This is a genomic window from Amorphus suaedae, assembly GCF_053629675.1.
In genome coordinates this window covers 1,264,364-1,288,339 of the sequence record NZ_JBRJIT010000001.1, presented here as the reverse complement: position 1 = coordinate 1,288,339, position 23,976 = coordinate 1,264,364, and the positions used below count along the sequence as shown (strand labels likewise).

The 23,976-nt window shown below is 69.3% G+C and carries 21 protein-coding genes; 13 read left to right on the top strand and 8 right to left on the bottom strand.

From position 1 onward, the window contains the following. Positions 1-82 precede the first annotated feature (82 nt). The gene (locus AB7M35_RS05765; RefSeq protein WP_453957976.1) at positions 83-865 is read left to right on the top strand and encodes a GntR family transcriptional regulator; all 783 of its coding nucleotides are present in this window, start codon (positions 83-85) and stop codon (positions 863-865) included. Positions 866-879: 14 nt separating this feature from the next. Here the strand turns inward: AB7M35_RS05765 and AB7M35_RS05760 are convergent, their stop codons facing one another. The 6 genes from AB7M35_RS05760 to AB7M35_RS05735 form a co-directional block, all read right to left on the bottom strand. Beyond that, positions 880-1,755: an MBL fold metallo-hydrolase gene (locus AB7M35_RS05760; RefSeq protein ID WP_453960622.1), complete on the bottom strand. Its 876-nt coding sequence runs from the start codon at positions 1,753-1,755 to the stop codon at positions 880-882. 5 nt (positions 1,756-1,760) lie between these two features. Continuing rightward, on the bottom strand, positions 1,761-2,597 hold the full coding sequence (locus tag AB7M35_RS05755) for an SDR family NAD(P)-dependent oxidoreductase (RefSeq protein ID WP_453957975.1): 837 nt from the start codon (positions 2,595-2,597) through the stop codon (positions 1,761-1,763). Between the two features lie 45 nt (positions 2,598-2,642). Further along, on the bottom strand, positions 2,643-3,383 hold the full coding sequence (locus tag AB7M35_RS05750; protein WP_453957974.1) for a GntR family transcriptional regulator: 741 nt from the start codon (positions 3,381-3,383) through the stop codon (positions 2,643-2,645). Continuing rightward, positions 3,380-4,297 (bottom strand): hypothetical protein, encoded by a 918-nt coding sequence (locus AB7M35_RS05745; RefSeq protein ID WP_453957973.1) that lies wholly within the window; start codon positions 4,295-4,297, stop codon positions 3,380-3,382. The genes AB7M35_RS05750 and AB7M35_RS05745 overlap by 4 nt, the downstream gene beginning before the upstream one ends. 100 nt (positions 4,298-4,397) lie before the next feature. Next, the gene (locus AB7M35_RS05740; RefSeq protein ID WP_453957972.1) at positions 4,398-5,144 is read right to left on the bottom strand and encodes a maleate cis-trans isomerase family protein; all 747 of its coding nucleotides are present in this window, start codon (positions 5,142-5,144) and stop codon (positions 4,398-4,400) included. Between the two features lie 48 nt (positions 5,145-5,192). Continuing rightward, positions 5,193-6,371: an FAD-dependent oxidoreductase gene (locus tag AB7M35_RS05735; RefSeq protein ID WP_453957971.1), complete on the bottom strand. Its 1,179-nt coding sequence runs from the start codon at positions 6,369-6,371 to the stop codon at positions 5,193-5,195. 451 nt (positions 6,372-6,822) lie between these two features. Here AB7M35_RS05735 and AB7M35_RS05730 point away from each other — a divergent pair, with 451 nt between their 5' ends. From AB7M35_RS05730 to AB7M35_RS05700, 7 genes are all read left to right on the top strand, one after another. Beyond that, a complete protein-coding gene (locus AB7M35_RS05730; protein WP_453957970.1) occupies positions 6,823-7,740 on the top strand; it encodes a branched-chain amino acid ABC transporter permease in 918 nt (305 codons plus the stop codon). Continuing rightward, positions 7,740-8,669 carry a branched-chain amino acid ABC transporter permease gene (locus AB7M35_RS05725; RefSeq protein WP_453957968.1) on the top strand — a complete coding sequence of 310 codons (930 nt, stop codon included), beginning with the start codon at positions 7,740-7,742 and terminating at the stop codon, positions 8,667-8,669. Before AB7M35_RS05730 ends, AB7M35_RS05725 begins: the two co-directional genes overlap by 1 nt. After that, complete coding sequence (locus AB7M35_RS05720; RefSeq protein WP_453957966.1) at positions 8,666-9,472, top strand: ABC transporter ATP-binding protein; 807 nt, start codon at positions 8,666-8,668, stop codon at positions 9,470-9,472. The genes AB7M35_RS05725 and AB7M35_RS05720 overlap by 4 nt, the downstream gene beginning before the upstream one ends. After that, the gene (locus AB7M35_RS05715; RefSeq protein ID WP_453957964.1) at positions 9,462-10,205 is read left to right on the top strand and encodes an ABC transporter ATP-binding protein; all 744 of its coding nucleotides are present in this window, start codon (positions 9,462-9,464) and stop codon (positions 10,203-10,205) included. The genes AB7M35_RS05720 and AB7M35_RS05715 overlap by 11 nt, the downstream gene beginning before the upstream one ends. Positions 10,206-10,251: 46 nt before the next feature. Continuing rightward, positions 10,252-11,448, top strand: a complete 1,197-nt coding sequence (locus AB7M35_RS05710; protein WP_453957962.1) for an ABC transporter substrate-binding protein — start codon at positions 10,252-10,254, stop codon at positions 11,446-11,448. Between the two features lie 100 nt (positions 11,449-11,548). Then, positions 11,549-12,481 carry a TAXI family TRAP transporter solute-binding subunit gene (locus tag AB7M35_RS05705; RefSeq protein WP_453957960.1) on the top strand — a complete coding sequence of 311 codons (933 nt, stop codon included), beginning with the start codon at positions 11,549-11,551 and terminating at the stop codon, positions 12,479-12,481. 15 nt (positions 12,482-12,496) lie between these two features. Then, on the top strand, positions 12,497-14,395 hold the full coding sequence (locus AB7M35_RS05700; protein ID WP_453957958.1) for a TRAP transporter permease: 1,899 nt from the start codon (positions 12,497-12,499) through the stop codon (positions 14,393-14,395). 111 nt (positions 14,396-14,506) lie between these two features. On the opposite strand, the gene AB7M35_RS05695 is transcribed toward AB7M35_RS05700, so the two are convergent. Next, positions 14,507-16,192, bottom strand: coding sequence for a thiamine pyrophosphate-requiring protein (locus tag AB7M35_RS05695; RefSeq protein WP_453957956.1), 1,686 nt, complete (start codon positions 16,190-16,192; stop codon positions 14,507-14,509). A 355-nt stretch (positions 16,193-16,547) separates the two neighbouring features. Between AB7M35_RS05695 and AB7M35_RS05690 the strand changes: the two genes are divergently transcribed. Then, positions 16,548-17,585 (top strand): hypothetical protein, encoded by a 1,038-nt coding sequence (locus AB7M35_RS05690; protein ID WP_453957955.1) that lies wholly within the window; start codon positions 16,548-16,550, stop codon positions 17,583-17,585. Positions 17,586-17,645: 60 nt separating this feature from the next. Here AB7M35_RS05690 and AB7M35_RS05685 read toward each other — a convergent pair whose 3' ends face one another. Then, on the bottom strand, positions 17,646-19,001 hold the full coding sequence (locus AB7M35_RS05685; RefSeq protein WP_453957953.1) for a sugar porter family MFS transporter: 1,356 nt from the start codon (positions 18,999-19,001) through the stop codon (positions 17,646-17,648). 314 nt (positions 19,002-19,315) lie between these two features. On the opposite strand from AB7M35_RS05685, the gene AB7M35_RS05680 reads away from it, so the two are divergent. The 4 genes from AB7M35_RS05680 (at position 19,316) to AB7M35_RS05665 (ending at position 23,970) form a co-directional block, all read left to right on the top strand. Then, entirely contained in the window at positions 19,316-20,497 is a 1,182-nt protein-coding gene (locus AB7M35_RS05680) for a DegT/DnrJ/EryC1/StrS family aminotransferase (RefSeq protein WP_453957951.1), read from the top strand. A 134-nt stretch (positions 20,498-20,631) separates the two neighbouring features. Further along, positions 20,632-22,032, top strand: a complete 1,401-nt coding sequence (locus tag AB7M35_RS05675; RefSeq protein WP_453957950.1) for a sugar porter family MFS transporter — start codon at positions 20,632-20,634, stop codon at positions 22,030-22,032. Next, on the top strand, positions 22,029-22,346 hold the full coding sequence (locus AB7M35_RS05670) for a hypothetical protein (RefSeq protein WP_453957948.1): 318 nt from the start codon (positions 22,029-22,031) through the stop codon (positions 22,344-22,346). Before AB7M35_RS05675 ends, AB7M35_RS05670 begins: the two co-directional genes overlap by 4 nt. Next, the gene (locus AB7M35_RS05665; protein ID WP_453957946.1) at positions 22,336-23,970 is read left to right on the top strand and encodes a GMC oxidoreductase; all 1,635 of its coding nucleotides are present in this window, start codon (positions 22,336-22,338) and stop codon (positions 23,968-23,970) included. The genes AB7M35_RS05670 and AB7M35_RS05665 overlap by 11 nt, the downstream gene beginning before the upstream one ends. The last annotated feature ends 6 nt before the right edge of the window (positions 23,971-23,976 follow it).

Genomic DNA, 23,976 nt, shown 5'->3' with positions numbered 1-23,976 from the left:
GGGATCCGTGACTCCGCCGGGGCGACGCGGTACCCAGATAGCGGGCCCGATGGGGGCCGGAACAGACGGAGTGGGTCGACAGGTGGCGGACGCGCATTCCACGGACAGCAGCAGGTCCAACGACACCGGGCCCCGCTACGCGCGGATCCAGCGGGTGCTGGAGGAGCGCCTGAAGTCGGGATTCTACGCGGTCGGCAGCCTGATGCCGACGGAGATCGAGCTCGCTGCGGAGTTCGACACCAGCCGCTTCACCATCCGAGAGGCGCTGCGCTACCTCACCGAGCACGGCTACGTGGAGCGCCGGCAGGGGGTCGGCACCCGGGTGATCTCGCCGCGGCCGATCGCCAGCTTCTATCAGTCGTTCGGCTCGCTGGAGGAGCTCTTCCAGGTGGCGATCGACACCTGGTACGTGGTGCTCGACACCGAGCTGGTCAGCCTGTCCGCGGACGTGGCCGAGCGCGTCGGCGGCCTTCCCGGCGAGGAATGGTACCGCATCAACGGCATGCGGTGGACCGAGCCGGGCGGCCGTCCGATCTGCTTCATCCAGAGCTACGTCCCGGCGCGCTTCCGCGAGGCGATCCCGAAGTTCGCCACGCACCAGGGGCCGTTCTTCGCGCTTCTCGAGCAGTATTCCGACGGGCCGATCGAGGAGGCCGTCCAGGAGATCCGCGCCATGGCCATGCCGGCCGAGATCGAGCGGATGCTGGGGCTGCGGCCGGGGTCGTGGTCGCTGCAGATCCTGCGTCGCTACATCGCCGAAAGCGGCGTGCTGATCGCCTCGTTCAACTGGCACCCCGCCGACCAGATGACCTACGTCATGCACATCCAGCGCAGCCGCCAGGGCGACGGCTCCCAGGGCGGCTGACCGCTCCGGCTGGCTCAGACGTACTCCGGCCGGAATCCGTTCGCGGTCCGGACCGCCCGCATGGCATGGCTGCCGCGCAGGTGGGCGGGCAGCAGCAGCAGGCCCTCGTCGGCCGAGCGCGCGCAGAGGTCGAAGCGCAGTTGTGCGGCCATCTGCCGGTCGAAGCAGAAGCGGCTCGACCAGTCCGGGCGGAGCACCTGCAGCGGCGAATGGAAGGCGTCGCCGCAGAAGAGCGCCCGCCGCTCCGGCGCGAACGCGACCTCCAGCCCCACCTGCCCGGGCGAATGACCGGCGAGCGGCACGATGGTCATCCCGGAGGCGAGCTCGAAGCCGTCGTCCACCTCCTCGCACAGCCCCGCCTCGATGACCGGAAGCACGCTGTCGGCGTACGAGCCGTGGTTGGCGACGCCCGGCCGCGCCCGTTCGGCCTCCTGCCAGTGGCTGAGCTCCGTGCGGCCGATCATGTAGCGGGCGTTGGGGAAGGTGGGCACCCAGCGGCCGTCCTGAAGCCGGGTGTTCCAGCCGACGTGATCGGCATGCAGGTGCGTGCACAGCACGATGTCGATGTCGTCCGGCCGAAGGCCGGCCGCGGCGAGCGCCGGCAGGTAGGGCGCCCCGCTGCGGCGATGCCAGTCTTCCCGGGCGGGACGCTCCTTGTGCTCGCCGACGCAGGTGTCGATGAGGATGGTGAGCGCACCGGCCCGGACGACGAAGCTGTGCAGTCCCAGCAGGATGGTGCGCGCCGCAAGGTCGATGTGATCGCCGGTTAGCCAGCCGATGTCGTCGCCCAGCTCGGCGAGATCGATCCCCGGCAGCAGCAGGTCGAGCGGCAGCACGAACGGGTCGAGGTCCGCGATCTTCTGGACGGTGGCGTCGCCGAGCCGCAGCATGGCGCTCACATGATCGCGGGCTTGTCGACGTGCGGCGAGCGCGCGCCCGCCGCCGCCTCGGCGGGGGCTAGCGTCTCGTCCCAGAGGCGGGCGATGAAGCGGGCGCCGGTGACGCCGTTCGAGGCGTCGGATGCCAGCCAGCCGATGCCCCGGCGCATGATGGCGGCGGGCAGCAGGTTGCCGTCGGCGCCCTTCTTGTCGGCGCTCGGTGGCAGCAGGTCGGTGTCCGCCGCGCCGCCCGGCAGGTAGACGTTCACGTCGACGCCGGTCCCGTCGAGATCCTGGGCCCAGCAGCGCGACGCGGCCTCGATGGCGGCCTTCGAGGGGCCGTAGGGCGCGTAACCCTTGCGGACCATCGTCTGGTCGCTGGTCGACACGTTGATGATCTTGCCGAAGCCGCGCTCGATCATGCCGGGCGTCACCGCGGCCGCCATGTAGAAGGTGCCGTTGACGTTGGCGTCGACGATCGCCCGCCACTTGGTGGGCTCGATCTCCCAGAAGCGGGTCGGTTCGACGTTGAAGCGCTCGCTGATGACGCGCATGCCGAGCCCTGCGTTGTTCACCAGCACGTCGATGCGCCCGAGCGCGCCCAGCACCTGGTCGACCATCGCGCGGCACGCGCCCGGATCACCGACGTCGCCGGTCACCGTCAGGGTCTCGCCGCCGTCGGAGAGCGCCGCCGCCTCGGCGGCGGTGTCGCGGAGCGCCTGGCTGTCGCGCGATCCGGCCAGCGCAACGGTTGCTCCGGCCTCCGCCAGCTCCAAAGCCATTTCCCGGCCGAGGCCGCGCGACGCGCCGGTGACGAGAACGACCCGTCCGTTCAGTGAGGGGTGTCGGTACATGTCGGCTCGGAACCTTCCTGGGCCTGCGCGCGAAGTGGGGACCGGTCAGGCCGTGATGGAGAAGCTGCCGCCGAGGCGCGGCTTGGTGGACAGCACGTGGCCGGCCATCGCCGTTTCCGCCCACTGGCTGTTGCGCTGGGTGAGCGCGGCCAGGATGTCGCGATGCTGGGCGTTGGAGCGCACGATGTTGATGGGCTGGTCGCAGACGAACTGCTTGATCATCACCAGCGGCAGCGCGGCCGCCTGCGCGGTGAGCGTCAGCAGTTGCCGCGAGCGCGTCGCCTTCACGATGGTGGTGTGGAAGTCGGTGTTGAGGATGACGAACGCCTCCACCGCCGCGTCGTCGGCGCGATCGCCGAGGGCGTCGATCTGGTCGATCAGGTCCTGCAGGCGGGCCAGTTCCTTCTCGTTGATCTTGCCGGCCGCGATCGAGGCGGCGTAGGCGTCCAGCTTGGCGCGGATGTCGAAGATGACGCCGACCTCGTCATGGGAGAAGTCGGTCACGTAGCGGTGGCGGTTCTCCACCGTTGCGAGCCCCTCGGCGACGAGCCGCCGCAGCGCCTCGCGCACCGGCGTGCGGCTGGTGCCGGTCAGCTGGGCGAGCGATTCCTCGCGCAGGTGCGCGCCGCTCTTCAGCGCCCCCGTCAGGATGGCGCGCCGGATGCCCTGATAGGCGCGCTCGGCGGGCTTCTGGTTGTCGGGCACGGGCAGGTCCGGCACCAGCGTGAACCGTTCCTCCGTCCACGTGGTGGCGTCTTCGAGCGCGTGTTTCGGCCGGACCGTCATGGCGCCTCCGTCGGCTCGATGTGCGACTGATGCGTCTGAAGATACCATTCCGCAATCTCCTCGCGCGTTGCGAACCATACGTCGTCGAACGTCTTGGCGTATCGGATGAAATCGCGCAAAGCCCGTATCCTGAAGGGCTGCCCGATGACATGCGGGTGAAGCCCGACGTTCATGAACCGGCCGCTCGCCGCGCTCTCCTCGTAGAGCCAGTCGAACTGTTCCTTGAACATCTGCAGTCCGGTGTCGGCGCTCAACCCCTGTCGCAGGAAGCTGAAGTCGTTGACCTCGGACGTATACGGCACCGACACCATCGGCCGGCCGCTGCGCGTGTGGACGAGGTACGGCTGGTCGTCGTTGAGGAGGTCGGTGACGAACAGCAGGCCCTCTTCGGCCAGGATGTCGATGGTGTTGAGCGTCGAACGCAGCGAACTCGACAGCCAGCCCTTCGCCTTGCGGCCGCAGACCTCCTCGTAGATGTCGAGCGTCCGGCGAATGACCCGGCGCTCGGCGTCCTCGTCGAACATGTAGTCGGTCAGCAGCTCGTCCTGCACGTAGTTGTGGGCGACGATCTCGAACCCGCGTTCGAGCGCCGCATCGACGATCTCGCGGCGCTCCACCGCGATCTTGGCGTTGATGGTGCAGCTGGAGGGAACGCCCTCGGCATCGAAGATGTCGAACATCCGCCAGACGCCGACGCGCTGGCCGTACTCGCGCCAGGTGAAGTTGGGGTTGTCGTAGACGTTGCCGGGCAGGTCGCCGCCGACGATGCCGGGCCCGCCCGGATAGTACTTCTTGTCGCTCTCCTGCACCGGATCCCAGTATTCCAGGTTGGTGGTGAGGATGACCGCGAGCCGCTTGCCGTCCGGCCACCTGAGCGGCTTGCGCCGCGGCATCGGAACGAAATCGTAGTGCATCGCCGTGCGGCTCCCCGAAGTGCCCAAGGCTCTCGATCTGGAGCCGTTTCCCGCCGGCCGGGCGATCCCGGGCGGCGGGCAGGCGGCTCCGGCGGCGTCCTCAGTAGTGCGACAGCAGGGACCCGTATCCCTGGATCTTGTCGTCGATGCCGTTCATGCGCAGGGCATGCCAGTAGGTGGCTGTGTTGATGGCGATCACCGGCTTGTCGAGCCAGAACTCGGCGATGCCGCCGACCCGGGCCATGGCGAGGTTGGTGCCGGCCTGGACGATCGCCTCAACGCCGCTGTCGTTCACCTCGATGATGGCGTCGCGCAGGGTCTTCTCGGTCTCGTGGGCGATCAGCATCGGGCTCGCGCACTTGAGGCCCTTTACCGTGACGACCTCGTAGCCGCAGTCGGTGAAGAAGCGCTCCACCTGGGCGTCGCCGATCGGCATGTAGGGGGTGATGACCGCGATGCGCTTGATGTCGCCGAAGCGCGACAGCGCCGCCTGGCAGGCGTCCGAGCCCATGGCGACGTTCATCCCCGCCCGGGCCTCGACCTCCGCCTTCAGGCCGTCGGCGCGCTCCTTGCCGTCCCAGAACGTCTCCGCCGACATGCCCATCACGAGCGCGCCCGGCGAGCAGGTCTTCACCGCGTCGATCGCATCCATGGTCGCGGCGCGGATGCGCATGACGAGTTCGTTGAAATCCTCGTCGGAGTGCACGGGATCGTCCGGGATGACGATGCGCGAGAAGTGGTTGGTCACGCCGACGGGCCGCATCGAATCGAACTCCGGCTGCACCGAGGTGTTCGTCGACGGCGCGATCACGCCGAACTTCATGCGGTAGCCGAGACTGTCCACCATTGGGCTGGTTCTCCTTGCAGGGCGTGATGCCGGATCGGCCGGTGCGCGTCAGGCGACGGCTTCGAGGTCTCGCAGCGACTGGATCATCGACGACCGCAGCAGGTAGTCGCGATGCGCCTTCGGGTCGGCGACGGTGCGGCGCAGCTCGTCGTGGTAGGCCCGCCGCGCCTCCGGCTCCCGCTCCGCCATCATCTTGCGGTTGCGCAGCGTCTGGGCCTGCACGGTCTCCAGCGCCACCTTCCGCCGCTGGCGCTCGTAGCGCCCCATGGTCTCGATCGGCGCGCCGTTCCACACCTCGGCGAGCTTGCCCGTCAGGTTCACCGCGTCGTGGATGCCGCCGTTCATGCCCATTCCGCCGAGCGGGTTGTTCAGGTGCGCGGCATCGCCGGCAAGGAACACGCGGCCCGCCACGTAGCGGTTGGCGATGCGCTCGTGCACCCGGTAGGCGGTCGAATGGACGATCTCGTAGCCGGCGTCGTTCGGGCAGAGCCGCTGCAGCCGCTGCTCCATGACCGGCACGGAGGTGATCTCGCTTTCCGGCAGGTTGGGATCCGTCGGCAGCAGCACCCGCCACAGGGTGGAGGTCTGCAGCAGCACGGCCCACTCCTCCGGGTCGGTCAGGTAGGCGATCGGCGCCAGGTCCGGGATCGCCTTGTCGAAGGGGAAGTGGGTGGACATGGACAGGAAGATCTCGGGGATCGTCTGGCCTTCCAGCTCGATGCCCACCGTCCGCCGGATGGCGCTGCGCGCGCCGTCGGCGGCGATCAGGTAGCGGCCGCCGAACGTCTCCTTCGACCCGTCGGGCCGGGCGATGGTGAGCGTCACGCCGTCGTCCTCCTCGCTGACGTCGACGGCCTCGGCCTCGTAGATGATGTCCACCATGCCGCTGGTCTCCATGCGGGCGCGCAGGAGCTCGGCCAGCTTCCACTGCTCGCACTGGAGCCGGTAGGGGTGGGCGGTGTCGTCGGCGAGCAGGCCGAGGTCGAAGGTGGCGACGATGCCTTCCTTGCGGTCGCGGAACTGCCACTGGGGGCAGACGAGCCCGCGCTCGATCAGCCGGTCGGTGACGCCGAAGCGGTCGAGCATGTCCAGCGTCGGCGGGTGGAAGGTCGAGGCGCGCAGGTCCTTCGGCAGCTCGCGGCTGATCTCGAAGATCGTCGAGGGAATTCCGTCCTCCGCCAGCGCCGCCGCGGCGACCAGCCCGACCGGCCCCGCGCCGACGATCAACACCCGTTCCTGCGCACCGCCCATCCCGCTGAAGCCCCCAATGTTTGGCCTTGACAACACTCAGATCGGTTTTCATTGTGTACAAGTTGTCAGGACATATCAAGCCTATTTGCCGTGATGTGTTCCTGACAATGTGGCGTAGGCATCCCGTGGCGATGCGCCGTCAGGGCTGCCGGTTTGGCGGGTCCGGGCGGCAGGGCTTCTGGTCCATGCGGGAAACGACGGTCGAAAACGGCCGCATGCCGAGCTTCCAGAGAGGTGGAAACAGCGACGCGTGTCGCGTTTCCTTTGCATTCTCCGAACTCTGAAGGAGCCGTGGCCGCGTCCGGTCCGCGCTCCGGCCGGGGATCCGCGGTTTTCCGGCGGGCTCCGGCTCAAGGAATGACGGGAATTGGCGTCAGGCAGGGCCGTCATTTGTATACAAATGGCGCGCCGGGTGGGGAGATTGCGGATGCTGCTGGTTCAGCAATTCGTCAACAGTCTGATGCTTGGCAGCGTCTACGTGACCGTCGCCGTGGCGTTCACGCTGACCATCGGCGTGCTCAATTTCCTGAACTTCACCATCCCCACTCTGTTCATGGTCGCCGGCATGGTCGGCTGGGCGACCGCCCAGTGGGGCCTGCCCTTCGGTTTGTCCGGACCTTTGCCGTGGCCCGTGGCGCTGCTGGTCGGTGTCGTCGTCGCCATCGTCGCCTCGCTGGTGGTCGAGCGCTTCACCTTCCGATACCTCAAGACGAAGTACGGCGACGCCACCGAGCACGCGATCCCGCTGGTCAGCTCGCTCGGCTTCCTGCTGATCCTGGAGAACCTCGTCCGCATCGCCTACGGGACCGATGCCCAGCGCTTTCCGGGGCCGACCGCCGACCTGACGCTCAACGTCTCCGGCATCTTCATCCGCATCCCGCAGATGCTCAGCCTGTTCGTCGTGCTGGCGATCGTTGCCGGGCTCACCTGGCTCCTGCGCCGCAGCAGCCTCGGTCGGGCGCTGCGGGCGATCGCGGAGAACCCGGACGCCGCCAACATCCTCGGCGTCGACATCCACCGCATCGTGCCCGTCGTCTTCATGCTGACCGGCCTCCTCTGCGGCCTGGCGGGTGCGCTGTTCGCCGTCAACTACGGCGAGGTGTCGCCGATGATGGGCGAGGACATCGGTACCAAGGCGATCGCCGGCATGGTTGTCGGCGGCCTCGGCTCGATCTGGGGGGCGGTGCTGGGCGGCCTCATCGTCGGGCTGACCGAGACGATGACCATCAACTTCTTCGGCGCCGACACCGTGCAGATCGCCGTCTGGGGGATGCTGCTCCTCACCCTGTTCATCCGCCCCCAGGGCCTGTTCGGCCACAACTCCATCGGCAAGGGGAAGCTCTGATGAGCGGCTACTGGGCGGGCATCCTGTCGATCCTGGCGATCAACGTGGTCTTCGCCTACGGCATCTTCCTGCCGGTCGCGACCGGCCAGCTCAATCTCGGCGGCGCGGGCTTCCAGGCGATCGGCGCCTACGCGGCCGCCTATCTCTCCGCCACCTACGGGTTCGCGGTGCCGGTCACCATCGGCGTCGGCATCGTGCTGGCCGGCGTGGTCGGCTTCCTGGTGGCGTTCCCGATCCTGCGGATGAGCGGCGTCTACCTTGTGCTGGCGACGTTCGCCTTCGCCGAGGTCGTGGCCGGGCTGATCCTCAATTCCGAGACGCTCGGCGGCGCCATCGGCCTGTCGGTCCCGGCCTACGTCGACTACCAGGTGCCGCTGGCGGCGGCGGCCTTCGTCACGCTGTTCGTCTTCTACCTGATGTCGACGCGCTTCGGCCTTGTCATGCGCGCCGTCCACGACGACGCGGTGGTCTCCGACCTGATGGGCGTGAGCGTGCGCGGCGTGAAGGTCTGCGCCTTCGCCATCGGCGCGGCGCTCGCGGGCCTCGCCGGCGGCCTCTATGCCCACACCTTCAACTTCGTCGAGATCCAGGGCTTCAACGCCCTGATGTCGATCTACGTCCTGCTCTACGTGCTGCTCGGCGGCACCCAGACGGCCTGGGGCCCGCTCGCCGGCGCGACGTTCTTCACGCTGCTGCCCGAGGGCCTGCGCGTCGCCGTGCCGGCGGTCAAGCAGGGGGTCGCGGCGCTGTTCGGCATGGAGGGCGCGGTCACGCCGCCCGATGAGTCGTGGCGCTTCGTCATCCTCGGCGTCCTCACCGTGCTGATGATGGTGTTCCGGCCCGAGGGGCTGATCACCCGCACGATGATCGAGCGCCTGCGGCCGCGGCGCCGGAGCGGGACGGCCGCCGCCCGCGAGGTGGCGGCATGAGCGCGCCGATCCTCGCCCTTGACGGCGTCTCCAAGCACTTCGGCGGCCTGGCGGTCGTCACCGACGTCAGCTTCGAGGTGAAGCCCGGCACCCGCACCGCGCTGATCGGCCCGAACGGGGCCGGCAAGACGACTGTCTTCAACCTCGTCTCGGGCGTCTACCGCCAGGACGAGGGGACGATCCGCCTCGACGGGCAGGAAATCTCCGACGTGCCGTCGCGCAGGCGCATCGGCCTCGGCATGGCGCGCAGCTTCCAGAACATCCGCCTGATGCCGCACCTCTCGGTGGTGGAGAACATCATGCTGGGCCAGCAGGCCCAGGCCGGCGGCCTCGCCGGCGCCATCACGCCGCTGTCGTTCTTCGGTCGGTCGAAGTGGCGCCGGCAGGCGGAGGATCTGCTCGCCCGCATGTCGCTGGAGGCGTTTCCCGGCGAGATGGTGGCGACGCTCCCCTACGGCATCCGCAAGAAGATCGAGGTCGTGCGCGCGCTGGCCTCGTCGCCGCGGCTCCTGCTGCTCGACGAGCCGGCGGCGGGCCTCAACCCGACCGAGACGGCGAGCCTGCGCGACTTCCTGCTGGAGCTGTCGGAGAGCGGCATCACCCTGCTGGTGGTGGAGCACGACATGGGCCTCGTGCGCAGCCTCTGCGACCACGCCGTGGTGCTGAACTTCGGCCGCAAGGTCTACGACGGGCCGACCGACAGGGTGCAGGACGATCCGCAGGTGCTGGAGGCCTACCTCGGCCCCCGCCACGCCGCCGCCCATCGGCCGGCGACCGCCGGGGAGGGCATCCATGTTGCTTGACGTCACCGGCCTCGACGTCACCTACGGCCGCACCCGTGCGGTCAAGGCCGCCGACCTTTCGGTGGGCGAGGGCGAGATCGTGGCGGTGCTGGGCGCCAACGGCGCCGGCAAGACGTCGCTGCTCCGCGCGCTGCAGGGCGCGGTGCGCCCGTCCGGCGGGCGCATCCTGTTCGACGGCCGCGACCTCACCGCCGCCACCTCCGCGGCCCGCGTCCGCTCCGGCATGATGCTGGTACCCGAAGGCCGGCAGATCTTCGTCTCCATGACGGTGCACGAGAACCTGCTGATGGGCGCGTATCTGCGCCGCGACGGCGGCGTCGAGCGCGACATCGAGGCGATCTACGACCGCTTTCCCAACCTCGCCGAGCGGCGCGACATGAAGGCGAGCGTCCTGTCGGGCGGCGAGCAGCAGATGCTCGCCATCGGCCGGGCGATGCTGGGCCGGCCCCGCCTGATGATGCTCGACGAACCGTCGCTCGGCCTGTCGCCGCTGTTCGTGGCGCGGCTGTTCGACCTGCTTCTCGAACTCAATCGCGACGGGCTGGCGATCCTGCTCGTCGAACAGAACACCACCATGGCGCTCGAGATCGGATCCCGGGCGTACGTCTTTGAACTCGGTTCGGTCGTGCTGGAGGGCACGGCCGATGAGCTCCTCACCGACGACGCGCTGACCGAAGCCTATCTCGGCGGCGCCTCGACGGGGCAGGGGGAGCGCCACGCCGAAGCCGGTTGAGGCACTGAACCGGAAAACTGCCCGCAGCGAAGAAGGGGAGCGCGGAATGAACACGTTTGGATCACGTCTCGTACTGACAGGGGTGGCGGCCGCCTTCGGTCTCGCCGCGTCGCTCACGCCGGGCGCCGCCCAGGACACCATCAAGATCGGCAACATCGTCGCCACCGCCGGACCGCTGAAGAGCGCGGCGGAGCCGACCGTGGTCGCCGTCGACATCGCGGTGGAGGAGATCAACGCGTCCGGCGGCATCAACGGCAAGCCCATCGAGATCGTCCGCTTCGACACCGGCTCCGATCCCAAGCAGGCGTCGGTGGGCGCCCGCAAGCTCATCCAGGATGACGACGTGCTGGCGATCGTCGGCCCGTTCTCGTCGAGCGAGACCCGCGTGGCGCTGAACGACGCGGAACGCCTGAAGACCTTGATGCTGCCGACGTCGTCCTCGGCGCCGGGGCTGGTCGACGGCAAGACCTACGTCTACCGGCTGTCGGAGGACGAGGCGGTCCAGTTCGGCCGCCTGCTCGACACCATCAAGACCGACGGCATCAAGGCCGAGACGGCCGAGATCGTCTACATCTCCGACGACGTCGTCTCCAACATCGCCGGCACCAAGCTCTATCCGGCGCTGCTGGAAAAGGCGGGCATCAAGGTCGGCGACCCGATCCCGGTCCAGTTCAAGAGCTTCGACATGTCCGCCCAGGCGGCGCAGATCGTCCAGGAGAACCCCGACCTCGTCGCCATCGCCGGCCTGCCGGACCAGGCCTCCAAGGTCATCAAGGAACTGCGGCGTCAGGGCTACGAGGGCCGCATCATCGGCTCGCAGATCTTCGCCGATCCGAACGTCGTGGAGCTGTTCGGGCCGGAAGGCGACGGCACGCTGCTGGTCGCCGGCTTCTGGAAGGGGCGGACGGAGCAGTCGGCCGCGTTCAACGAGAAGTTCGTCAAGGAGGCGGAGACGCGGGGCATCCACAAGCTCGGCGCCCACCACTCCGACGCCCAGGCCTACGACATCCTGTTCCTCCTGAAGCAGGCGATGGAAGCCGCCGACGTCACCGGCGATCCGGCGAAGCTCGACGAGGAGCGGCAGGCCATCGTGGACGCCATGGACGGCATCGTCTTCACCGGCATCATCGGCGACGACATCTGCTTCAAGGGCCACGACGCGCAGCTGCCCGGCTACATCATCGAGATCAAGGACGGGGCGTGGACCAAGTTCGACGAGGTCCCGGCGGACCCCTGCGAGTAGACACCGGGGCCGGCCGGTGGCCGGCCCTTCGTTTCACCCCGCCCGTCGCACGCGGCTCTGACCCGCGCCCGACGGACCCGGTCCACGAGAGGAATGTCCCATGCTGAAGTCCTTCGCCCTTGCCGCCGTCGTCACGGCCGTGTCCCTGAGCGCCGCATCCGCGCAGACCGTGGGGATCGGCACCACCCAGGGCGGTGCCACCAACCAGCTCGCCACCGCCATCGCCAACGTCGTCTCGTCGGACGGCGAGGTGCAGATGCGCCCGCAGATCGCCGCCAACACCTCCCAGTACATCCCGCTGGTCAACGCCGGGAAGCTGGAGTTCGGCGTCGCGAACTACCCGCAGACCTGGTACGCGATCGAGGGCACCGGCATGTCCCGCGAGCCCAGCGCCAACCTGCGCATGGTCTCGTCGCTGTTTCCCTTCGTCGCCGGCCTGGTGGTGACGGAGGACTCCGGCATCAACAGCTTCGCCGACCTCAAGGGCAAGGGCGTGCCGCGCTTCCCCGACAACTCGCTTGGCGATTACGTGATCCGGCTCGGCCTCGGCGCCGGCGGGCTCACCTATGACGATGTCGTCGAGGTTCCGGTCGCCAACTTCCCGCGCATGTACGAGGCGCTGAAGCAGGGCCAGACGGTGATCTCGATCTCGGCGCTCGGCGCGCGCCCGACCTTCGACCTCGAGGCGTCGCTGGGCGACATCAAGTTCCTCTCGTTCACCGAGGAGAACCTCGCCGGCATGAAGAAGCTGATGCCCGGCATCTTCCTCTACAAGGTCGACGCCAGCGACACGCTGCCGGGCCTCGACGAGGGCGCCACGGTGTTCGCCTACAACTACCTCCTGTGGGCCAACAAGGACGTCGACGACGCGACCGTCGGGAGCGTGGTCAAGTCGATCTACAACAACGCCGAGGAACTGAAGGAATCGAGCCCCATCTGGGCCGGCTTCGACAAGCAGGAGATCTGCGCGAAGCTGGAGATGGAGTACCACCCGGGCGCGCTGGCGGCGTGCCAGGAACTCGGCCTGCGTTGATCGGAACGGGCGACCATGAGCAAGACCGCCATTAACGCCATCCAGTGGGCGCTTTGCCTCACGGTCGCCCTTCTCCCCGTCGCGTGGGCACTCAACCTGCCGCTCCGCGCCGGGCTGCTTCTCTATCCCGAGCAGGTCGCGGGACTGATGCTCGGCCTCGCCGCGGCATCGGTCTATCTCCGCGACATCCTTGAGGCGCGTGGCCTGCGGCTGGTCATCGACCTGCTGCTCGCCGCCGTCAGCCTGTGGGTCGGGATCCACATCCTGCTGCGCTTCCCGGTCCTCTCCGAGGGCTCGTTCTTCCATCCCGAGGAATCGCTCGCCCTCGGGGCGGGCATCGCGGTGGTCTCCATCGAGGGCCTGCGGCGGCTGGGCGCCCTCAGCCTGGTCATGATCCTCGGCCTGCTGGTGCTCTACGCGCTGTTCTCCGACCTCGTGCCGGGCCAGCTGCAGGGCAAGCCCATCGCCTTCGACGAGATCGTCCGTTTCATCGGCGTCGACAGCGCCGCGACGCTCGGATCGGCGCTGCAGGTGGCCGCGTTCGTGGTCATCATGTTCATCATCTTCGGACGCCTGCTGGTGGTCACCGGCGGCGCCGGCGTGCTCACCGACGCGGCCCGGGTGCTGGCCGGCGAGCGCCGCGGCGCCACCGCCAAGATGGCCGTCATCGCCTCGGCGTTCATGGGGTCGATCTCCGGCAGCGCCGTCTCCAACGTCATGTCGACGGGGGTGATCACCATTCCCGCCATGAAGCGCGCCGGCTTCCGGCCCCAGACGGCGGCGGCGATCGAGGCGGTTGCCTCCACCGGCGGCCAGATCCTGCCGCCCGTCATGGGCGCCGCCGCGTTCCTGATGGCCGAATACCTGCGGCTGCCCTACCGGGAGATCGTCATCGCGGCGGTGATCCCGGCGCTGCTCTACTTCTATTCCGTCTACCTGCAGATCAGCGTGCTGGCCGAGAAGCACAATCTCGGCGCCGGCGACCAGGAGCCGCCGAAGCCGCTCGCGGTCATCGGCCGCCATGCCGTGGTCGTCGTGGTGCCGATGCTGACGCTGCTGGTCGGCCTGTTCGCCTTCGACGTGTCGGCCGAAGGGGCGGTGGTCTGGTCATCGGTCGCGCTGATCGTCATCGGGCTCCTGAACCTCGGTGGCCCGCACCGGGTCACGCCGGGCGAGATGATCGAGGCGGTCTACAAGGCCGGCCGCGACTCCGCCGAGATCCTGTTGATTTGCGCCGTCGCGGGCATGATCATCGGCCTCATGTCGAGTTCCGGGCTGTCGTTCGGCCTCTCCTTCGTGCTGCTGGAGCTCGGCAAGGATTCGCTGCTGCTACTGCTGATCCTCACCGCAGTCGTCTCTATCATTCTGGGCATGGGCCTGCCGACCACCGGCGTCTACCTGCTGCTGGCGACGCTGGCCGCCCCGCCGCTGGTCCAGCTCGGCATCGGCCAGCTCGAGGCCCACTTCTTCGTCTTCTATTTCGGCCTCTTGTCGATGATCTCGCCGCCGGTGGCGCTGGCCGCCTTCGCCGCCGCCTCCATGTCCGGATCGAAGCCCATGGCGACGGCGATGGAGTGCGTGCGGTTCGGCTGGATCGCCTTCATCCTGCCGTTCGCGTTCGTCTACCACCCGGGCCTGCTCATGCAGGGAAGCGCCTTCCAGGTGGTCGAGGCGGTGATGTTCGCGCTGATCGCGGTGCCGCTGGTGACGGCGGCGATGCTGGGCTACGGCGTCCGCCGCATCGGCCCCGCCGAGCGGCTCCTGGCCGGCGGCCTCGGCCTCGTCTGCATCCTGCCGACCGGCGGGGTGGAGTGGCTGGTGGTGGCCACCTGGGCCTCGGCCGCGGCCGGGCTCGCGGCGATCGTCTGGCACTGCCGCCAGCGCGTTCCGGCCCCCGTCGGCGAAGAGGCCTGAGCCGCCCTGCGGCTTGGCGGGCTGCGCCGCCCGCGATCGATCGAACGACCGTCAGTCGAGCCGCGCGGACCCGGGTCCGCGCGGCTTGTCCCGTTTCGGGCGTCCGCCGGCCTACTCCGGCAGGTCGAGGGCGATCAGCGCCTGCTGGCCGCCGTCGACCGCCGTCAGCGCCCGCTCGACCAGGCCCGGCAGCGCGGAAAGGTCGCCGGTCGCCTCGGCGTGGGCGCCGTGGGCGCGCGCCAGCCCTACGTGGTCGACCGACGGCGACAGGTCTGCCATGAACATGCCGTCGTCGGCCGCCGATGCGCCCTGCGCGTACATGGCGAGCGTCGAGTTGCGCACCGCGCCCCAGCGGCGGTTGTTGAAGATCACCGTCAGGATCGGCAGGCCGTGGGCCTCGGCCGCCCAGTGGCAGGCGGACGGGTTGTTGAACATGTAGGCCCCGTCGCCGAGCATGGCGACGACCGGCCCCTGAGGCGCCGCGTTGCGGATGCCGAGCGCGGCGCCGAAGCCCCAGCCGAGCCCGCCCGCCGGGCTCGCGCCGTAGAACGCGCCGGGGCGGGTGAAGCGGCCCTGGGGCATGCGGAAGGAGTACTCGTTGACGATGGTCGACGCGCCCGGCAGCAGCGCCGCCAGCGCCCGGCTGGCGCTCGCCGCCGTCATCCGGTCGCCCTCGGCCTCCGCCGCGATGGCGCCGTGGCGGCGGGCGTGTTCGCCGGCGAGCCGGCGCCGGCGCGCCTCGACGCGGGGCGCGGCGTCGCCGACCGGGCCGAGCGCCTCCAGGAGCGCCGCGAGCGCGCTCGCCGGCGCCGCCGTGATCGCCTCCTCGGCCTGGAAGCTGCGCATCGGATAGCGCGTGTGGAGCGGATCGACGCCGATCTCCACCATCGCCGCGGTCGGCCGCGGCCGGGTCACCGACGGCACCCACGGCACGTCGACCGAAAGCGCGACGATCAGGTCGGCGTCGCCGAGCGCGGTGCCGGTCTCGTAACCCAGATGCATCGGATGGTCGGCCGGCAGGTTGACCACCCGCGGATTGAACTCGATCACCGCCACCGCCCAGCGCTCCGCGAGCGTCGCGAGCAGCCCGACCGCGGCGTGGTCGCGGCCGGCGTTGGCGGTGACGATCACCGGCGCCTCGGCGGCGCGGATGCGCGCGGCGAGCCGGTCGATGGCGTTGGCGTCTGGCGCCTGGGGCGCGGCCGGCGTCGGGCGCCGGTCCGGCCGCTCGGACCGCACGGTCTCCGCCAGCATCTCGCGCGGCAGCGACAGGTAGACCGGTCCGGCCGGCGGCGCCATCGCCACCTCCAGCGCCCGCGCCAGCCCGTCCTCCACCTGCTCGCCATTGCGGATCTCGTAGTCCCACTTCACCGCCTCGCGCAGCACGCCGGCCTGGTCGAACATCTCCTGCGCCCAGTGGATGAAGCGGCTGCGGGTGCCGTGCGGGCCTTCCTCGGTGACGGGGGTGCGGCCGGCCGACAGCAGGATCGGGATGTTGTCGCGCGCCGCGTTCATCGCCCCGCACACCATGTTCGCCGTCCCGACGGACACGTGCACCATCGCCGCCTGGGCGCGGCCGGTGACCAGCGCGTGGCCGTGCGCCATGGCGACCGCGAGGTTCTCGTGCGGGCAGATCAGCGGGCGCGGCAGGGCGGAGAAGTCGCCGCCGGCGCGGCCGTAGGCCTCGACGATCGACGGGAAGTCGGTCCCGGACACGGAGTAGAGCGCGTCGACCCCGAAGCGCTTCATGGCCCGGAGATAGGCCTCGGCGGCGAGCGTCTCTCGTTGGTCGTGCATCCGCTTTCCCGTCCCTCGATGGTGGCTGATAGCGCGGCCGCGGGCTCCCGCGCGGGAGCGGATGGCGGACCGTCGTCCGAACATGTCCGACAGACGCGGCGAAATGTCCAGACAACCGGACGTGATTCTGTCGATTTGTCCGGAAATGCGGCGCCGGATGAGGGGGGCGGGGACGGCCCCGCCCGCGCCGCGGGGCCGCAGGGTGCCGGATATGTTGGTAACCGGCCGGCGGATCCCCGCCGCCGTTGTCCGGTTCATGCTGGGGCGCCGAGTGTGATATGACACACTGGGGAAGACGGGCAACGGCCGCTGATTGCGTGGTGCGTGCCGGACAAATGAAGGATACAGGCAGCCGATGGAGCCGCGAAGCGACGACATTGGAGGGGGTGCGTATTCGGGCGGCGCCGAGCGGAGCGAGCTGTCCAGGAAGCTCCAGCTCACGACGATCGCCCTGGGCTGCCCGACGAGCAAGGAGCTCTGCGCGCGGTTCGCCGCCGTCAATCCCAACACCGCCTTCACCGCCCAGAACGCCTACAAGTGGATGCGCGGCAAGGCGACGCCGCGGCTCGCCAGCGTCTACGACGACTGGGCGCGCGTGCTGGGCGCCGACTTCACCGGCGCCTTCGTCGCCGCCTCGAGTTTCGAGGAGTTCGCCGCCCACGTGCAGCGGTGCCACCGGGTGCCCGAGGCGGCGCTGGCCAAGCTCGCCACGCCCCCCGCCGTCGATCCGGCCGGCGCGGACGACCAGGTCGGCGCGCTGGTGCCCCTCGTCTGGCAGTCGAGCCACGTCCTGTGCGGGCGCTACCTGGCGGTCTCGTTCGCCTGGTCGCGCGGCGAGGCGGGCCGGCTGATCCTCGGCAGCATGGACATCTCGCCGGCCCAGGACGGGGCCCTGGAGGCCCGCTACAACGAGTATCTGTTCGGCAAGCGCGTGGCGATGACCGGGCTCGTCTCCGGCGACGGCCGCGCCGCCCAGTCGGTGCTCCAGTGCACCTACAGCCGCCGGCTCTACTTCCTCGCGCTGCAGGTGCCGTCGCCTCCCGCCAACATCGTCGGGGGCATCCTGGCCGGCTGCGCGCTGCACGATCCCAACACGCGCGCGATCACCGGGCGGATGGTGTTGGTCCGCGACCGCTCGGCCTCCAGCGAGCCGCAGCACGCCGTCGACTACCTGGACGCCACCGTCGAGGCGCTGGAGGCGGAGATCGCCAACCTCGGCTATCTGCCGTCGCCGCAGCGCACGCGCGCCACCGAGGTGCTGCTCGATCTGCTGCGCCTTCCGTCGAAGTCGCCGGAACTCTACGAGGTCGACCCCGAGACGGTGGCCCTGCTGGGGCTCGCCTTCGACCGCCTCAAGGTCTCCCAGGACGATGCGTTCGCCGAGATCAGCTGACGCGGCTTGCCGTCGGGCGGCACCGCCCGTTCGGTCGGCAACGGCTCGGCAAGCCGCCGTCTAGCGCGCGGCGCGGGGCGCGACCGTGCCCACCCGCCTGAGCGGCACGCCGCCCAGCACGTCCTTCTCGATCGCCTCCAGCGGACGGTTCTTGGTCTCCGGCACCAGCAGCAGGCCGACCACCAGCGCGATCACGCACATGGACAGGAACAGCAGGATCACGGCGGACAGCCCGAGCGCCTCGACCAGCGACAGGAACGTGAACGCCACCAGCATGTTGAACAGCCAGCTCATGGCCGAGGCGGTGGCGATGCCGGCCTCGCGGATGGTCGACGGGAACAGCTCCGACATCAGCACGTAGGGCAGGGGCCCGAGGCTCAGCGCGAACGCCACGATGTAGATGCCGAGCCCGATCAGGCCGAGCAGCGGCAGCCCGAAGTTCGACGACGCGACCACGGCGGCAAGGCCCAGCACCATCACGGCGCTGCCGACGATCATCAGCGGCCGCCGGCCGGCGCGGTCGACGAGCCAGAGCGCCGCCACCGTCGCCAGGAAGTTCAGCACGCCGAGCCCGAACGTCGCCGCCAGCGCCGACATGCCGGCCTCGAAGCCGAGCTGCTCGAAGATGCGCGGGGCGTAGTAGAGGATGCCGTCGATCCCGCTCAGGTTCTGCAGGATGAACAGCACGCTGCACAGCACAAGCACCGACATCGTGCTGCCGCGCCGGATGGTCGCCCAGATCCGCGCCGGCGGCCCGTCGTGGGCGGCTGGCATCATGTCGGTGAGGTCGCTGCCGAGGCCGAGCCGTCCGGCGGCGGTCTGCGCGTCGGCGTTTCGGTCCTTGCCCAGGAGCCAGCGCGGGCTCTCCGGCAGGCAGTAGACGATCAGCACGCCGAACAGCGACGGCAGGATGCCGAGCCCGAGGATCAGCGACCACGACTGTTCGCCGGGCAGCAGAAGCGGCGTGGCGTAGGCGAGCAGGATGCCCGCCGTCACCGCGAGCTGGAACGAGGCGACCACCGTGCCGCGCCAGCGGGCGGGGGTGATCTCCGCGCCGTACATTGGCGCGATCATCGACGACAGCCCGACGGCGAGCCCGACCAGCATCCGCGCGGCGACGAGCAGGCCGTAGCCGGGCGCGGTGAGCGAAATGATGTTTCCGACGACCGCCAGGCAGAACGCGGCGATCAGCGTCGTGCGCCGGCCGGTGCGCGCGGTGGCCGGTCCGGCGGCGATCGCGCCGATGAAGCAGGCGGCCGGCACCGACGCCACCAGAAGCTGTTCCTCGATGAGGCTGAGCGAGAGATGCGCTTCGATCTGCTGCAGCGCTCCGGCGATGGCTGCGGTGCTGTAGCCGAACAGAAGACCGGAGACTGCGACCATGGCGGCGGAGAGGAGAAGTGCCGAGCCCAGCATCAGAAGCGGTCGCTTTCCATTGAATTCCAAAAGTAGCGGGAGTGAGCTATACGTATCGCCCGCGCGAATGTGTAGTGTCTCCCAATGCGGGAGGCGCAAAATACATCATTGCCGCGATAATATAAGTAGTCATTTTCGGTTGTTCTGATGGTTGGGGGGAGGTCGCTGTGAGCGTGTCCGAAGAATCGGCGCAGCATACGCGCGCTAACAGGCTTGCAATCGAAGGAGGGGTTCCCGTTCGGACTGCCCCTCTGCCCTGGGAACTTCCGGGTGCGCACTATATCGGCGAGGAAGAGCTGGAGCTCGTCTCGCGGGTGGTGCGCGCAAGAAGCCCGTTCCGCTTCTACGGCCCCGATCCTCAGCACATGGTCGACACGCTCGAAAAGGAGTGGTGCGAAACCTTCGGCCACAAGCACGCCCTCGGCGTCTCCTCCGGAACAGCGGCGCTGTCGATCGCCATGGCGGCGCTCGACGTCGGTCCGGGCGACGAGGTGCTGGTGCCCGGCTATCTCTGGGTCAGCTGCGTGTCGGCGGTGGTGCGCTCCGGCGCGATCCCGCGGCTGGTGGATATCGATGAGACCTTCTGCATCGATCCGGCCGACCTGGAGCGCAAGATCGGCAAGCACACCCGGGCGGTGCTCTGCGTCCACATGAGCGGCGCGCCGGGCCGCATCGAGGAGATCGCCGCGATCTGCCGCAAGCACGGCCTCGGCCTCGTCGAGGACTGCGCCCAGGCGGCGGGCGCGCGGGCCGGCGGCAAGTCGGTCGGACGCTTCGGCGACATCGCGATCTTCAGCTTCCAGCTCAACAAGAACATGACCTCCGGCGACGGCGGCCTGATGGTCTGTGAGGACGATGCCCTGTTCCGGCGCATCGTGGCCCTGCACGACCTGGGCTATGCCCGCACCCCGGCCGGCCGGCTCGATACCTCCGACGAGGCGTGCCAGCTCTGGGGCGTCGGGGCGCGCATGTCGGAGCTGGCGGGCGCCATGGCGCTCGCCCAGATGCGCAAGCTTCCGGCCATCACCGGCGCCATGCGCTCCTCCAAGTGGCGCATCCGCGACGCGCTGGCCGACATCAAGGGGCTGGACTTCCGCAAGGTGCCCGATCCGTCGGGCGACACCGGGCCGTTCATCCTGATGATGCTGCCGGACGCGAAGACGGCCGACAACTTCGTCGCGGCGGTGCGCGCCGAGGGGATCGCGGGGCCGTCGGGCAGCCTCGCCTGCCTGACGATGCGGGAGTGGGGGCTGCACTGGTACTCCAACATCCCGAGCCTGGTGCAGAAGCGGTCCAACTCGCGCGACGGGTTCCCGTGGACGCATCCGGCCAACGCCTTCGCCAGCGACTATTCCTATGCGTTCGGTGCGCTGCCGGTCTGCGACGACCTGCATCATCGCGGTGCGATCCTGACGGTCGCGTCGACGCTGAGCGAGCAGGACGAGCGGGACATCATCGTGGCCATTCGCAAGGTCGCGGACGCACTTCTGCGCTAGGGCCGCCGCCAGCCGGGCGCCAGCGCCCGGCCGGTCGGACGTGCCGGGACAGGAAGCCTGAGCATGGCCCGTTCGGACCGTTTCGGTCCGGGCGGCAATTGCTTTAGAATACGTGATGTCGGGGGGACTTGCTGATGATCTACTTCGTTGCCGCGGTAGCGGGCATTGCCGGATTCCTGTTCGGTTTCGATGAGGGGGTCATTGCGGGCGCTCTCCACCTCCTGAGGGCGCAGTTCCACATCACCTCGACCCAGGAAGGGTTGATGACCGCGGCGGTCCCGTTCGGGGCGCTGTTCGGCGCGCTGGCCGCGGGCCGCGCGGTCGAGAAGTTCGGGCGCCGGCCGATGCTGCTGTTCGCGGCGGTGCTGTTCGCCATCGGCGCGCTCTGCGCGTCGCTGTCGCTCGGTGCCCTGATGCTGACCTTCGCCCGGCTGCTGCTGGGCTTCGCCATCGGCATCGCCGGCCTGGTCGCGCCGCTCTACATCTCCGAGAGCGCGCCGGCGGAAAAGCGCGGCATGCTCGTCTCCATCTACCAGCTGGCGATCACGCTCGGCATCCTCGGCGCCTATCTGGTCGGCTACGCCTTCGACGAATCCTGGCGGATCATGTTCGCGATCGGCATCATCCCCGGCGTGGCGCTGTTCGCCGGCATGTTCATGCTGCGCGAGACGCCGCGCTTCCTGGCGATCCGCGGCAAGCCCGCCGAGGCGCGCACCGCGATCGCGAGCCTGCGCGGCATCTCGCCCGGCGATCCGCGCATCGAGCAGGAGCTTGAGGAGATCTCGGAGACGGCGGAAGCCGACAAGGGCCACCGCGGCTGGGCCGAACTGTTCGGCCCGGTGGCGCGTCCGGCCCTGGTGGTGGGCATCGGCCTCTTCTTCCTGCAGCAGCTCAGCGGCATCAACGCGGTCATCTACTACGCCCCGGTGGTGTTCCAGGAGGCCGGCTTCACCGACGCCTCCACCCAGATCCTCGCGACCGTCGGCGTGGGCATCGTCAACGTCCTGATGACCCTCGTCGGCATGGCGCTGATCGACCGGATCGGCCGGCGCAAGCTGCTGCTCGGCGGCTTCCTGTTCGCGGCGCTCGCCCTCGGCATGATCGCCATCGGCGCCGCCACCGACGTCCAGTCGATGGATGTCGTCGCGTTCGTGGGCCTCGTCGTCTACATCGGCGCGTTCGCCGCCAGCATCGGCCCGCTTCCGTGGGTGATGATGTCGGAGGTCTTCCCGCTCAATGTCCGCGGCCGCGGCATGAGCGTCGCCTCCGTCACCAACTGGGGCTTCAATTTCCTGGTCGTGTTCTCGTTCCCGATCCTGGTTGCCGACATCGGGCTCGGCGCGGTGTTCGCGATCTACGCGCTGGTCTGTGCCTTCGGGATCCTGTTCACGTTCCGCTACGTGCCGGAAACCAACGGCATCCTGCTAGAGGACATCGAGCGTCACCTGCGCTCCGGCCGTCCCTTCCGTGACCTCGGCAAGGCGCTGGCGGGCACGCCAGGTGCCGCCGCGGCGGCGGGCGGAGTGCGGCCATGAGCGTGAAGCTGACCAACGAGGACGGCGCGGCGATGATCGCCGCGATCGTCGCCTTCTCTCCCTACCGCCGCACCCTGACGCCGATGCTGCCGGACATCACCCGGATCGCCCTGGCCAACAACCAGATCCGCAGCGCGCTTGCGGCGGTGGCGGAACGGAGCAACTTCGCCGCCACCCGGGTGATCGCCAGGCGCGATCTCGGCCCGGAGCGCGCGACGCTCCTCTCGTTCCTCGAATACATCTACTTCGCATCGCCGAGCTTCCTCGATTCCGTCGGAGAAGGTTCCCAGGGAGGATCGTCCGATGGCCGCTAGAGCCGAACACTGCGACGTCGTCATCGTCGGAACGGGCGCCGGTGGCGGCATCATCGCCCACAAGCTCGCGAAGGCGGGGCTCAACGTCGTCTCGCTGGAGCAGGGCGGGACCCTGCCCGACGACTATTTCACCAAGACCGCGCCCCCCGGCGCCAAGCTCGACTTCGGCATCGGACCGTCCACGGTCTGGCCGGCGGACCCGCACGACAGCCTGTTCGTGCACCCGCTGTTCGCCGACGGCGTCCACGGCGCCACCACCCGGCCGGCGGGCGGCTTCCGGCACTTCCAGATCCTCAAGCTCAACGGCCTCCAGAACCTCTGGAACGGCGTGAGCGTGCGGTTCTCGAAGGACGATTTCGCCGGCTGGCCGTTCGGCTACGACACGCTTGCCGACGACTATTCGGCGGTGGAGAAGCTGATCACCGTCTGCGGCACGAAGGAGGGCATCCCGGAGCTCCCCGACGGCGAGTTCATTCCGCCGAAGCCGCTGCGGCCGGCCGACAAGATCATCGTGTCGGCGGTCAACGCGCTCAACGAGCCGTTCTCCCACGCGATCCCCAACCGCAAGGCCATCATCACCACCCCCGGCCTTGCCAGCTCCTGCATCTCCACCGGCATCTGCACCTCCGGCTGCCCGGTCGGCGCCGTCTACAAGTTCTCCGCCCGCCTGCTCCCGGAGATCGCCGGGCTGGACAACTACGAGCTCCGCACCAACGCCAAGGTGACCCGCGTGCTCCGCGACGAGGGCGCAGACCGCGTGTCCGGCGTGGAGTACATCGACACCGAGACCGGCGAGCGCCGGACGCTGTCGGCCCGGTTCGTGGTGCTCGCGGCCGGCGCCATCGAGACGCCGCGCATCCTGTTCAACTCCGCCGACGAGGCGGATCCGGCGGGCCTCGCCAACCGCCACGACCGGGTGGGGCAGGGGCTGCAGGACAATCCGAAGGCGGTGCTGTCGACCTCGCTGCTGCGGCTGTGGGGCAAGAAGCGCGACTACGACATCGGCTATGGCGACCTGCTGATCCTGATGTCGCAGGGCAAGCTGCCCGACGGGTCCAGCTTCCCGTTCATCGGCCACGCCATCCACGGCCTGCCCGACGTGCCTCACTACCTGTCGGGCTTCTCCGGCTTCCCGCCGCAGGTGAAGACCCGCCTCGCGCGGATCATGTTCCATTCCTACGTCACGCTCGGGCTGTTCTGCGCCGGCGAGGCGCGGCCGGAGAACCGCGTGCGGCCAGGCACCACCACCGATTCCGACGGCGTGCCGCAGGTGGCGGTGGACTTCACCACGCCGCCGGCGGCGAGGCTCCAGATGGAGTCCATGCTGAAGTGGGGGCGGAAGATCCTGCGCCGGGCGACGGCCACGAAGATCTACGAGAGCACCGACAACAACGGCACCGGCATCCACTACGCCGGCACCACGGCGATCTCCGACGATCCGTCGACCGGCGTCGTCGACCGCGACCTGCGCTGCCACGGCCTCGACAACCTCTACGTCTGCGACGGCGGCGTCATTCCCAACCTGCCCGACAAGCACCTGACGCTGTCGATCATGGCGCTCTCCTATCGCCTCGGCCGCCACCTGGAGGCGCGTGCCCGTTCCGAGGAAAGCATCGCCGCCTGACGGCGT

What these genes read in the sequence shown, in the direction of transcription:
- AB7M35_RS05760 (WP_453960622.1), bottom strand. Translation starts at nt 1,755, where the DNA reads ATGCTGCGGCTCGGCGACGCCACCGTCCAGAAGATCGCGGACCTCGAC.
- AB7M35_RS05755 (WP_453957975.1), bottom strand. Translation starts at nt 2,597, where the DNA reads ATGTACCGACACCCCTCACTGAACGGACGGGTCGTTCTCGTCACCGGC.
- AB7M35_RS05750 (WP_453957974.1), bottom strand. Translation starts at nt 3,383, where the DNA reads ATGACGGTCCGGCCGAAACACGCGCTCGAAGACGCCACCACGTGGACG.
- AB7M35_RS05745 (WP_453957973.1), bottom strand. Translation starts at nt 4,297, where the DNA reads ATGCACTACGATTTCGTTCCGATGCCGCGGCGCAAGCCGCTCAGGTGG.
- AB7M35_RS05740 (WP_453957972.1), bottom strand. Translation starts at nt 5,144, where the DNA reads ATGGTGGACAGTCTCGGCTACCGCATGAAGTTCGGCGTGATCGCGCCG.
- AB7M35_RS05730 (WP_453957970.1), top strand. Translation starts at nt 6,823, where the DNA reads ATGCTGCTGGTTCAGCAATTCGTCAACAGTCTGATGCTTGGCAGCGTC.
- AB7M35_RS05725 (WP_453957968.1), top strand. Translation starts at nt 7,740, where the DNA reads ATGAGCGGCTACTGGGCGGGCATCCTGTCGATCCTGGCGATCAACGTG.
- AB7M35_RS05720 (WP_453957966.1), top strand. Translation starts at nt 8,666, where the DNA reads ATGAGCGCGCCGATCCTCGCCCTTGACGGCGTCTCCAAGCACTTCGGC.
- AB7M35_RS05715 (WP_453957964.1), top strand. Translation starts at nt 9,462, where the DNA reads ATGTTGCTTGACGTCACCGGCCTCGACGTCACCTACGGCCGCACCCGT.
- AB7M35_RS05710 (WP_453957962.1), top strand. Translation starts at nt 10,252, where the DNA reads ATGAACACGTTTGGATCACGTCTCGTACTGACAGGGGTGGCGGCCGCC.
- AB7M35_RS05705 (WP_453957960.1), top strand. Translation starts at nt 11,549, where the DNA reads ATGCTGAAGTCCTTCGCCCTTGCCGCCGTCGTCACGGCCGTGTCCCTG.
- AB7M35_RS05700 (WP_453957958.1), top strand. Translation starts at nt 12,497, where the DNA reads ATGAGCAAGACCGCCATTAACGCCATCCAGTGGGCGCTTTGCCTCACG.
- AB7M35_RS05695 (WP_453957956.1), bottom strand. Translation starts at nt 16,192, where the DNA reads ATGCACGACCAACGAGAGACGCTCGCCGCCGAGGCCTATCTCCGGGCC.
- AB7M35_RS05690 (WP_453957955.1), top strand. Translation starts at nt 16,548, where the DNA reads ATGGAGCCGCGAAGCGACGACATTGGAGGGGGTGCGTATTCGGGCGGC.
- AB7M35_RS05685 (WP_453957953.1), bottom strand. Translation starts at nt 19,001, where the DNA reads ATGCTGGGCTCGGCACTTCTCCTCTCCGCCGCCATGGTCGCAGTCTCC.
- AB7M35_RS05675 (WP_453957950.1), top strand. Translation starts at nt 20,632, where the DNA reads ATGATCTACTTCGTTGCCGCGGTAGCGGGCATTGCCGGATTCCTGTTC.
- AB7M35_RS05670 (WP_453957948.1), top strand. Translation starts at nt 22,029, where the DNA reads ATGAGCGTGAAGCTGACCAACGAGGACGGCGCGGCGATGATCGCCGCG.
- AB7M35_RS05665 (WP_453957946.1), top strand. Translation starts at nt 22,336, where the DNA reads ATGGCCGCTAGAGCCGAACACTGCGACGTCGTCATCGTCGGAACGGGC.